Source organism: Bacteroidota bacterium (assembly GCA_018698135.1).
Lineage (GTDB): Bacteria > Bacteroidota > Bacteroidia > CAILMK01 > JAAYUY01 > JABINZ01.
The window spans coordinates 40,420-51,396 of record JABINZ010000054.1 but is presented as its reverse complement, the minus strand read 5'-3'; the positions used below and the strand labels follow the sequence as shown (position 1 = coordinate 51,396).

The window sequence follows — 10,977 nt, the reverse complement described above, 5'->3', positions numbered from 1 at the left end:
TTTTTAAATCGACAAATGGTGCTCAGACTTTCGCAATAAACAGGTCAATTATTGATACAATCATCAAGTCTAGAAACAATGTTCTTGAGGGCTTAAATTGCCTTGCTACATATATCCCTGATTAGTTACGATAAATGTTTAATTATTTACAGGCAATTTTGTTAAATCAAATTTTGTGCAATTAAAAAGAATCTTAGTGAAAGAATAGGTAGGCAATAAAAATAGCTGCTATAATTCCAACAAAATCTGCGAAAAGTGCACAACCTAAGGTATGACGTGTTCGTTTAATATTCACAGCACCATAATAAACCGCCAAAACATAAAATGTTGTTTCAGTCGACCCCTGAAATACCCCTGAAAGTTTTGCTGGAAAAGAATCAGCTCCAAAAGTGCGCATTGTTTCAACCATCATCCCACGTGCTCCACTACCACTTAATGGTTTCATGAATGCTGTTGGCAGTGCATCAACAAAATCAGTATTGATATTAAAAAGAGAGAAAAAATGTTTGAAGCCATCCATGATAAAATCTAAAGCACCAGATGCCCGAAAAACACCGATAGCTACCAACATGGCAACTAAAAAAGGAATGATTTTTATTGCAACACTAAAACCTTCTTTAGCCCCTTCAATAAAATTATCATAGATATTAATTTTATTCCTTATTCCCAATAATATGAAGGTTATGATTATTGAAAATAGTATTAGGTTTCCTGCAACTGTTGATATTTTCCCAACTGCTTCGGGTTGTAATGTGCTAAAATACCAAATTAAAGCTGTAATAATTACTATGGCGCTTCCGAGATAGGTAACAACTACTTTATTGAATAAATTAATTCGCTGAACGACTGAAACGGCAATCAAGCCTGCCATGCTTGAAAAAAAAGTAGCTAATAAAATGGGCAGAAAAACATCAGATGGATTAGCGGCACCATTTGCCGCCCGTAATGCCATAATACTGACTGGTATGATAGTTAATCCAGAAGTATTCAGCACCAGAAATAATATTTGCGCATTTGAAGCGGTGTCTGATGAAGGATTAATTTCCTGAAGCTCTTTCATAGCCTTTAGGCCAAGTGGTGTAGCAGCATTGTCCAAACCAAGCATGTTCGCTGAAATATTCATAATCATCGATCCGATTGAAGGATGATTTTTTGGAATTTCAGGAAATAGTTTTGAAAACAAAGGATTAAATACACGTGCAATACCTTTTACAGCTCCACCTTTTTCTCCAATACGCATAATACCCAGCCATAAAGCCATAATACCAATCAAATAAATGGATATTTTGACACTGGCTTCGGCCATTTCAAAAGTACTATTGACCAAATTTGGAAATACATCCAGATCACCAAGAAAAATTAGCCGGAGGAGCGCAACAACAAATGCAATCAAAAAAAATGCAATCCAAATATAATTTAATACCATTTGTTATGCTTGATAGATTTTAAGCTTGAATCAAATATACATGATTTTTTTTTCGTTTGAAATTACCTGCAGGCAAATGAAAAAAAATCATGTAAAAGCGAAGCGATTCCGACTGAGAATATAAATTTTGTATTTTACTTTGAACAAAATTTATGTTTTTACAGGAGAAATTTAACAAAAGAATACTTATCGAATCATTTTGTTATACCGAAATCGATTTCGTGCTACTTCATAAGGATCAATTATTGTCAAAATAATTTTCTCCGTTACGCTTAGGTATTTTTGACCCAATATCTTCTTTTCAATAAAAAAGATGGCTTCTCCTAATATGGCTCCTGTAAGAGGTGTAATGATTAAATCGTTGGCACTTGGTCGTTGAATAGCACTGGCGATTAGGTATTCATACAAGGTGGAATTAAGGCCGGAAACTAGTAAGCCAGACAATGGTGAACCTCCTCGATTACGCCATGCAAGATAGGTGAGAGAGCCCATATACGGGTGTACTAAATAATTAAAAGACCAATGATCCTCATCCCACTTTGGTGGTAGAGTAAATGTTCGTTCAATACTTTGCCAACTATATTTACTAGACCAATCCTCGGTTTTGTGTGTTCTTAAAACTAAATAGGCATGTCCAGCAATACTTGAAGAAAGCATGACCAAATTGGTGTAAGCAAAACGGGCTAATACAGGCAAACTATCTTGATTAAGCAATCGACATGAATGCCCGAACCTTTTAGAATCAAAATTCCTATCAAAATTTAGATGTGAATGTAATGCTGAATTAAAATCTTGCTTTGAAAAAGCGGAGTAAGCTTGCATTTTTTGAGCATGCAAATCAGTAAAGGAAAAAAGGAATAGACCTAGTAGGATGCAAGAAATACGCATAAAATAAGAAACCGGATACAAATTGCATCCGGTTTAGTTTTGAGGTTAATAAAAACTATTGAACATAAATATTATATGCTTCATTTGTGCTTAAGTCAGATGATAATGTGAGTGATTGTCTATCAATACCATCATCCAAGTCTAATGCACATGTGTTTGGAGGAATATCACCTTCATTATGTGCATACAACAGAACATAGTTGTAACCTGTGTTTTTTAATGAAACACTAATAGCTTTTTCAGAACCTGTTAATGTGTAATAGTCTAATACTGTGTTTCCATTAACAATTAAACTGACGATATCGCCATCAACGTCACCAGAATCCCATGCATAAAAAGTAACATCTTGGGAGCTAACATACACAGTACCTGCAACTGTTACATCGCGACCATCATATGTATCAGGTACATTGGGGTCAACATTCACTGAATAATTCAGATAATTGCCAAAACAAGAACTCAGGGTAAGTGCCATTACCAAAATAGTAATACTAAGTAGGTTTTTCATATACGAATTTTTAATTTTATGCAAGTTAGTAAATAATGTTAAAAAAATGAAAAAACAAAGATTAAGATATTGTTTAAAAAAAAGCCACCTTTTTAGATGGCTTTTAATCTTAGTTTTAAACTATTGATGTGGAGCAACCAGTTCAATAAGCTCTGGGAAATCCATTCCCAACTCTTTAAGATGCTCAATTTTCGGAACACCATTGTTAGTCCATCCTCTACGTTTGTATACGGCATCTAAAAGCTGCTCATATTGACTCTCACGATATTTACGTGTATGATCCATCTTTTCTTGTAAGCTTAAACCTTCTGGATCAATTCCAATAATATCTTTCAGCTGACCATCATAACGATCTTGTCTGCTTAAATATTCTTCTTCAGTAACAGGACCTGCTGCTCTATATGGTTGAGCATCAAATTCCCTGGTACCATAACCTCTTCTTAAGTTGAATACTCTTTGGAAGTTATATACGCGTTCTGATTGACGAATCATTTCTTCTTTATCGAATTCTAATCCTGTAACTGCTTTGTAAATTGTTACGTAATTATCTACGTGCTCTGGAACTTTTGCTGGTTCATCAGTTTCTGCATTTCCTGCAGGCTCAACATCATTCCATGGTAATTTACACAAACCAACCAAGCCGAACCATGTACGGAACATTGGGAAGTAATGTAAAGCTTCTGCTTTATCTGCGAATGTTGGAATTTGGTTATTAACCATATCCATAAAAATTAACCAAGCTTCATCGTGCTGTGGACCTTTGTTTGTTAAAGCATATCCACCTTGCTGTGCTAGAGATTCTTTAGAAACATATTGTGAATACTCAAGTCCTTTATTTTCCATAGCAATGTCAAACAAGAATTTTGGATCGCCCCAACCTTTCTCACCAAACATGAGTTTCATTGCACGAACACCTAAACCTGCAGTTACACCAAATCCTTCACCTTTTGCTAACATATGAAGTAATTCCATAGCTGTATCAGCATTGCCAAAGTTCAATTTGAGTCCACCTGTTCTTTCATCATTTAAGATTCCTTCTTCGTAACATTCCATGACAAAACCTAAGATAGTTCCCCAGGTTATTGTGCAAATACCATATGTGTCGCAATAAAAATTAGCTTCAATGGTAAAATCAGGATTGAAAATACCTGCACATGAACCTAATGATGCTGCTGTTTCGTATTCTGGTCCATCTACAATCACTCTATCACCAGCATATGGACCTGTTCTGAGTAAATAATTATCAACTCCTTTAGCACACGACATATTACAACCAATCCAGCAACCATCAGGAATACCTTGTGTAAAGAACTTCTTATAAACTTCTGAATGAACTTTTTCTGCATCTGGATGACTACCAAACCTAAAGTTATTGGTAGGGAAAAGGTCATAATCATTCATAACATTGGTCAGGTGAGCAGTACCTTTTGTTCTCATTTCGGCCTGATCATCATCAAATTCGCGCATTTCTGCATTGAATTTCTTACCTTTTTCCATGATGGGTTTCAAGTCAACTACATTGTTTAGGTTTCCTTTTACTCCATCAATTTTAGCAACAATAGCCTTGATTTTTTTATCACGGAAAACAGTTCCAATACCACCACGACCAGCTTGCTTTAAACGAACCAACTTTCGTTTTGGATCATAGAAACTGAAATTAAGCATTCCAATTAAGGAATGATCAGCTGCTGTACCGGCAGAAACTACTGCTACATTCTTTTTGTCTTTATCATCATTGGCATACATCTCTGTAAGCTGTTCAGCTAAAACATGACTATCAATTGCTTCAGCAGGAGCTTCTTCAATACGAATTGTTTCAGTTGTTTTGTCAATGACAATGATAATTTCTCTATCTGCTTTGCCTTGAATTTCAACGGCATCAAACCCACAGAATTTTGAGAAAGGGCCGAAAAATCCACCCACATTACTATCCATAACTGAATTAGTTTGTGGTGAAATACTGACAACCAAAGATTTACCAGTTCCACTATATTGTGTTATACCACAAATTGGTCCTCCTGCAATGATGATTTCATTTTCAGGATCATTCCACTTTGTATCTGGTTTTGTGGCATCCCATAGCATTTTTAAACCATATCCTCTACCACCGATGAATTTTTCCTTCATCATTGGGGAAACCTTTTTTTCTTCAATCCGGTTGTCATCCAAATTGATATAGAGAGTTCGGTCATTATATCCCTTATCAATAGGAGCCCATTTATAGCTTACCTCTTTTAAGAGCGTGCGTTGTTTTTTCAATTCAGCTACGTTCATTGTTTACATGTTTTAAAGTCGTTCATCTATTATTCACAAATGTATAAATTTTGTTAAATCATGCTAGACAATTTTGTTTTTTTTGCAATATGTAAGTCATTGCATATCGGTAATTTATAGAAACTCTAGTTTTACTAAGATTAATTTGTTGCTGTTCAGCCAACTTATATAAAATGAATAACGAATAAAAGAACATTTGAATAACGATTTAGGAAGTAGGTTTAGATTATATAACAATTTCAGAACTACTGAAAGTCATTCGCTCTTTCATTGTATCTTATTTTACTTCGTTATTCTATTGTTCATTTGTTCAAATGTTCTATTGTTGAGTCCAGTCCGAAAGGATAATAAATGACCTTCTAATACAAGATAAAATGCTTTCGGGGATGAATACATTATTCAAATAATGAGGTGAACAGTAATTATTAATTACTAGTAAAAACATTCAGGATTAGCAGTACTTAAATTACTTCAATTTTTTCTTGTTTATGAGTTTTGTTTTTATTTAGATTTGCCCTGTATTAAAAAACAGTCTAAATAATATTAAGATGAAAAGAGTAGTAGCCATTTCATTGATTTTGTTTTCAGGGATGCTTTATGCGCAAACAGATGAAGACAAGAATAATGAGTATAAAAACGCAAGTTCAGTAATGTTGGATAAGGAAGATAAACTAACCATAGGAGGATACGGACAGGTGGATTACAATCAGAAATTGTCTGGTGATGAAATGAATAATGGGAAATTGGATGTACATCGTTTAGTCATTTTATTTGGTTATAAGTTCAATGAAAGAACCAGTTTTGTAACAGAACTTGAATTTGAACATGTTTCAGAAGTGTATGTGGAGCAAGCGTTTTTGAATTATAAAATAAATGATTATTTGAATTTCAGATCAGGCTTATTATTAATTCCAATGGGAATAATCAATGAGTATCACGAACCCAATACATTTAATGGAGTGGAAAGACCAAATTTAGATAGCAGAATAGCTCCAACAACATGGAGGGAAATTGGAGCTGGTTTTAGCGGGAAAATACAATCTGCAAATATTAAATATCAAGCTTATGTTGTTAATGGGTTTAATGGATATGATGGAAGTGCAAAATTTTCTGGATCGGGAGGTTTAAGAAGCGGAAGGCAAAAAGCTGCAGAATCCTATATTTCTTCACCAAATTATACATCAAAAGTAGAGTTTTATGGAATTAGAGGATTGAATCTTGGTTTATCAGGCTACTTTGGAAACTCACAATCAACTTTATATCAGGGTGTTGACAAATCAGATGCAAATGAAATTTCAATAGCTGATTCTTCAGTTATCGGATTGTCGATGTTTGGTTTTGATGCACGCTATAAAACAGGTGGTTTTATGGTCAGAGGACAATACTATTTGGGTAATATTTCAAATAGTGTGCAGTACAATGAGTTTACAGGAAGCGATGTTGGAGCGTCCTTACAAGGATATTATATTGAATTAGGTTATGATGTATTACGTCATTTTGATAAATGCAAAACTGAACTGATTCCTTTTGTACGCTATGAAAATTACAATACACAGAACTCAGTTTCAGGCATAACAAGTATTGATTTGTCCAATGATCGTACTGAATATACTTTTGGTTTAGGATGGAAAGTGGCTGATGGTGCCATGATAAAGGCTGATTTGCAGCTTTTTGGGAATGAATCAAATGCTAATTTTACAAAACAATTTAATGCAGGAATCGCTGTAGGATTTTAATAATGAAGATCTCAATAATAGCTATCTTATTCTCCTTATTGTTTTTAACGAATGGGGAAAATATTAAACTAAGCAAATCGTCACTCAAAAAGATTGATAAACTGTTAGCTGAACAATTTGAAGGAGAAGCTATCTCATATCTTTATTTTAAATCTTTTGATTCAACAAAAGACCTGTATTCAATTCTTTCAAATGGAAACAACATAGCCTTTTTGGTTGTATCAAGTGCAAAAGGTCGCTACGACTATTTTGACTATTACATTTTATATGATTTAAATCTGGAAATACAAAAAATCGAGGTATTGGTTTATCGATCTGATCATGGAATGGAAATTTGCAATAAAAGGTGGCTCGTTCAGTATGAGGGAATGAAATCGGGAGAGAAAAGAGAATTCTCTAAAGACATTGACGCTATTAGTGGAGCTACTTTGTCTTCACGATCAATAACTGAAGATATTAATATAATAAATTCACGAATTGCTGAATTAGTTAAACTCTAATCAGGATTTTGTGGGATTTATTAACTTCGTATCATGGATTTTGAAACAGTCAAGTCAAAGCTAAAAAAATATACGATTGGTATTGCAGGTGCAGGAGGACTCGGCTCTAACTGTGCTGTTGCCTTGGCTCGTGTAGGAATTGGCACACTAATTATTTGTGATTTTGATGTGGTGGATGAATCCAATCTCAACCGACAGTATTATTTCAAAAAGCAAATAGGAGAGAAGAAAGTTTTAGCTTTAGCAGAGAATATCAAAGCCATTAATCCGGATGTTGAAGTAGAAGCTCACGATATCAAATTATGTGAAGGTGAAATTAAACGCAAGTTTAAAGACTGTGATGTGATTGTTGAAGCATTTGATAAAGCCTCAGAAAAAGAAATGATTATAGAAGCTGTTCTGACTCATTTTCCTGATAAACCAATAGTTGTTGGTTTAGGGATGGCTGGGTTTGGTGATAGCAATAGCATACAACTGCAAAAGAATAACAACCTATATGTTTGTGGAGATGGGCAGTCAGAAGTCTCAGATGAAAATCCGCCCTTAGCGCCCCGTGTAGGTATGGTAGCCCACATGCAAGCCAATACCGTTTTAGAAATATTATTGACCAAATAGCATGCAAATTACACTGAATAACCGACCAGAAAGTATTGACAAAGATTCGTTGAGTGTAAGAGAACTGCTAGATTATAAGACCTTTACGTTTAAACTATTGGTAATCAAAATCAATGGTGTATTTGTGAAAAAAGAAAAATACGAAACCACAATAATTAGTGATGGCGATGATGTAATGGTGTTGCACTTGATTAGTGGAGGCTAGCCTCATCAGTGTCTCTCAAAGAGGACACTGAGTGAACGATGTATTAGTATCTCAAGGCTGATAATAGAATAGAAATGTAAGACCGAATTGCATTCGGTCAATAAAGAAGTACGAAAATAATCCGATTACCAGCCTGACTTCTGGCAGGCAAATCAGACCTACATTAGAAATTTTAGTTAACACATGTGCTTTTCAAGTTGCATTTGCTAGATTAATTCCACTCAAATAATTACCTTTACGTAAATATCCTGAAATTGAAAAAGAACCAAAATGTATCCATCAAAACGAATCGAACTGTTTGAAAAACTGGTTAATACAAAGTTCAGTATTTACAACAGTTTATTTCTGAACCTGCCTTATAGCAAGGAATATAATATTGGAACATTGATTCCCATGTTGAATAATGTGTGTAAAACTGGTCTTAAAGAAGGGCTGCATCCCAAGGAAATTTTAGGTTCGTTTTTTCAACAACAGCTTAATTTGGATGAAGAAAAAGAACAACTCGATTTTATGTTTCGGGTTATTCAGTATGTTGAAAGACAGGTTGTATTGTACGATAGTGTTGAAGATGCTGCTTTTTCTTCCATACAGGAATTGAGTGATGATTTATCGATCAAAGGATTTTTTCAATTGTTCGACAATGCCAAAATACGGGAGGAAATTGCTGAAAAACTTTCCTCTTTCAGTGCCCGAATCGTCTTTACCGCTCATCCAACGCAGTTCTATCCACCCTCAGTACTTGAAATCATAAGCTCTTTGAAGTTGCTGATAGCCGAAAACAAAATTGATGATATAGACAAAACCTTGCAGCAATTGGGATTGACATCTCTCATCAATTCCAAAAAGCCAACACCTCTTGATGAGGCAAAAAATATCATATATTATCTACGAGATGTGTATTATTTTGCTGTAAGTGATTTATATGCATGCATCAAGGATCATATCAATACTAGTGATTTTGATAATACTGACTTAGTAAAATTAGGCTTCTGGCCGGGAGGGGATAGGGATGGCAATCCATTTGTAACATTCGATATTACCAAGGATGTAGCGGATGAATTGCGCATGAGCTTGATGAAATGTTACGATGACGACATTAAAAGCATACAGAAGAAACTCACTTTCAGGGAGGTTGAAAATATACTTCAGGAACTGAGAGACAAAATTTACCAAACCATCTTTAATTCAGAAAGATACTTGTCCTACGAAGAAATTATTAATCCCCTTTTGGAGGTTCAGGAAATTGTAAGCAATACATATCATAGCCTGTACCTGGAAGACCTGAAGAGATTAATTGACAGGGTTAAAATATTTAGGACCCATTTTGCCAGCCTCGACATAAGACAGGATCATAGCATTCATGAGAAAGTAGTTACAGCAATTTTAAAGCAGAAAGGAATTATTAATGAAAGTATAGATGAACTTGATGAGAAAGAGCTAATCTCCATTTTGCTTCATCAAAATTTCAACATTGATCCAGATAGCTTTGAAGAAGAAATATTTGAGGATACAATCAGGAATATTTCTCAGTTAAAAAATATTCAACATAAAAATGGGGAAGAAGGTTGTAATCGCTACATTATCAGTAATTCCGAAAATATATTCTCCGTACTTTTTGTTTATGCTTTGTTCAGATGGTGTGGTTGGGAAGTACAAAAACTTACATTCGACATTATTCCTCTTTTTGAAACCATGGAGGGCATGAACAGTTCTGAATCGATCATGAAAGAACTTTTTGAACTGCCCGAATACCGTGCTCATGTTTTAAGAAGAAAGGAAAAACAAACCATTATGCTCGGCTTTTCGGATGGAACCAAAGATGGAGGTTATCTAAAAGCAAACTGGTCGATAATTAAAACAAAAGAGACTTTATCGCAAGTATGTGAAGAACATAATATTAAAGCCATTTTCTTTGATGGGCGTGGAGGTCCCCCGGCAAGGGGTGGAGGGAAAACGCATCGTTTTTATGCGGCACAAAGCCAGAAAATTGCTAATCATGAAATTCAACTGACCATACAAGGTCAAACCATAACCAGTAAATACGGAACAAAAGAGCATTTTATTTACAATTGCGAACAATTAATTACTGCAGGTTTATCCAAAAGCTTTTTGGGAAATAAAAATGAAATTGATGACAATGCCAGACAAATTTTAGAAGAGTTGGCAAACATTAGTTTTGAAAAATATAATGCACTCAAAGAACATCCTAAGTTTATCTCTTATCTGGAAAACAAAAGCACTTTAAAATACTACGGAAAAGCTAATATTGGAAGCAGGCCTGGAAAAAGAGGCAATAAGGAAAAGCTTGAGCTTACCGATTTAAGAGCCATTTCTTTTGTTGGATCCTGGAGTCAGTTGAAACAAAATGTGCCTGGATATTTTGGTACAGGTACAGCTATTCAGGCATTGTTAAAAAAAGGCAAGCTTGAAGATTTAAAAAAAATATATGCTGAAGTCCCTGTTTTCAAGGCACTTGTTCAAAATAGCATGATGTCGTTATCGAAATCCAATTTTGATTTAACAGCTTATATGAAAGAAGATGAAGAATACAAGGACTTTTGGGAAATATTAAACAAGGAATATATGCTTTCAAAGGAAATGCTATTGCTTATTTCTGATACAACAACTTTGATGGAAGAAGAACCTATTTCAAGAGAATCCATCAGGATAAGAGAAAGCATCGTATTGCCTTTGTTAGTTATCCAACAATATGCTCTGCAAAAACTAAGTGAGAATGCAGGATATAAAGATCTTTATGAGAAAATCATTATCAGGTCTTTGTATGGAAATATCAATGCCAGCAGGAACTCTGTATAAATTAATGT

9 protein-coding genes are annotated in these 10,977 nt (G+C 34.6%); 5 read left to right on the top strand and 4 right to left on the bottom strand.

The genetic code is table 11. From position 1 onward, the window contains the following. Window positions 1-193: 193 nt before the first annotated feature. The 4 genes from HOG71_03520 to HOG71_03505 form a co-directional block, all read right to left on the bottom strand. Window positions 194-1,426 carry a spore maturation protein gene (locus tag HOG71_03520; GenBank protein ID MBT5989901.1) on the bottom strand — a complete coding sequence of 411 codons (1,233 nt, stop codon included), beginning with the start codon at window positions 1,424-1,426 and terminating at the stop codon, window positions 194-196. A gap of 186 nt (window positions 1,427-1,612) precedes the next feature. Further along, the gene (locus tag HOG71_03515) at window positions 1,613-2,248 is read right to left on the bottom strand and encodes a DUF3943 domain-containing protein (GenBank protein ID MBT5989900.1); all 636 of its coding nucleotides are present in this window, start codon (window positions 2,246-2,248) and stop codon (window positions 1,613-1,615) included. Between the two features lie 121 nt (window positions 2,249-2,369). Next, entirely contained in the window at window positions 2,370-2,822 is a 453-nt protein-coding gene (locus HOG71_03510) for a hypothetical protein (protein MBT5989899.1), read from the bottom strand. A 120-nt stretch (window positions 2,823-2,942) separates the two neighbouring features. After that, on the bottom strand, window positions 2,943-5,096 hold the full coding sequence (locus HOG71_03505; GenBank protein MBT5989898.1) for an aldehyde:ferredoxin oxidoreductase: 2,154 nt from the start codon (window positions 5,094-5,096) through the stop codon (window positions 2,943-2,945). Window positions 5,097-5,644: 548 nt separating this feature from the next. Here HOG71_03505 and HOG71_03500 point away from each other — a divergent pair. The 5 genes from HOG71_03500 (at window position 5,645) to HOG71_03480 (ending at window position 10,969) form a co-directional block, all read left to right on the top strand. Next, on the top strand, window positions 5,645-6,832 hold the full coding sequence (locus tag HOG71_03500; GenBank protein ID MBT5989897.1) for a hypothetical protein: 1,188 nt from the start codon (window positions 5,645-5,647) through the stop codon (window positions 6,830-6,832). Window positions 6,833-6,834: 2 nt separating this feature from the next. Beyond that, window positions 6,835-7,332: an FMN-binding protein gene (locus HOG71_03495; protein ID MBT5989896.1), complete on the top strand. Its 498-nt coding sequence runs from the start codon at window positions 6,835-6,837 to the stop codon at window positions 7,330-7,332. A 33-nt stretch (window positions 7,333-7,365) separates the two neighbouring features. Next, complete coding sequence (gene thiF, locus HOG71_03490; protein ID MBT5989895.1) at window positions 7,366-7,947, top strand: sulfur carrier protein ThiS adenylyltransferase ThiF; 582 nt, start codon at window positions 7,366-7,368, stop codon at window positions 7,945-7,947. 1 nt (window position 7,948) lies between these two features. Further along, the gene (gene thiS, locus HOG71_03485; GenBank protein MBT5989894.1) at window positions 7,949-8,152 is read left to right on the top strand and encodes a sulfur carrier protein ThiS; all 204 of its coding nucleotides are present in this window, start codon (window positions 7,949-7,951) and stop codon (window positions 8,150-8,152) included. Window positions 8,153-8,422: 270 nt separating this feature from the next. Further along, window positions 8,423-10,969, top strand: coding sequence for a phosphoenolpyruvate carboxylase (locus tag HOG71_03480; GenBank protein ID MBT5989893.1), 2,547 nt, complete (start codon window positions 8,423-8,425; stop codon window positions 10,967-10,969). Window positions 10,970-10,977: the final 8 nt, after the last annotated feature.

Coding starts and splice junctions, on each gene's coding strand:
- HOG71_03520 (MBT5989901.1), bottom strand. CDS start 1,426: ATGGTATTAAATTATATTTGGATTGCATTTTTTTTGATTGCATTTGTT.
- HOG71_03515 (MBT5989900.1), bottom strand. CDS start 2,248: ATGCAAGCTTACTCCGCTTTTTCAAAGCAAGATTTTAATTCAGCATTA.
- HOG71_03510 (MBT5989899.1), bottom strand. CDS start 2,822: ATGAAAAACCTACTTAGTATTACTATTTTGGTAATGGCACTTACCCTG.
- HOG71_03505 (MBT5989898.1), bottom strand. CDS start 5,096: ATGAACGTAGCTGAATTGAAAAAACAACGCACGCTCTTAAAAGAGGTA.
- HOG71_03500 (MBT5989897.1), top strand. CDS start 5,645: ATGAAAAGAGTAGTAGCCATTTCATTGATTTTGTTTTCAGGGATGCTT.
- HOG71_03495 (MBT5989896.1), top strand. CDS start 6,835: ATGAAGATCTCAATAATAGCTATCTTATTCTCCTTATTGTTTTTAACG.
- thiF (MBT5989895.1), top strand. CDS start 7,366: ATGGATTTTGAAACAGTCAAGTCAAAGCTAAAAAAATATACGATTGGT.
- thiS (MBT5989894.1), top strand. CDS start 7,949: ATGCAAATTACACTGAATAACCGACCAGAAAGTATTGACAAAGATTCG.
- HOG71_03480 (MBT5989893.1), top strand. CDS start 8,423: ATGTATCCATCAAAACGAATCGAACTGTTTGAAAAACTGGTTAATACA.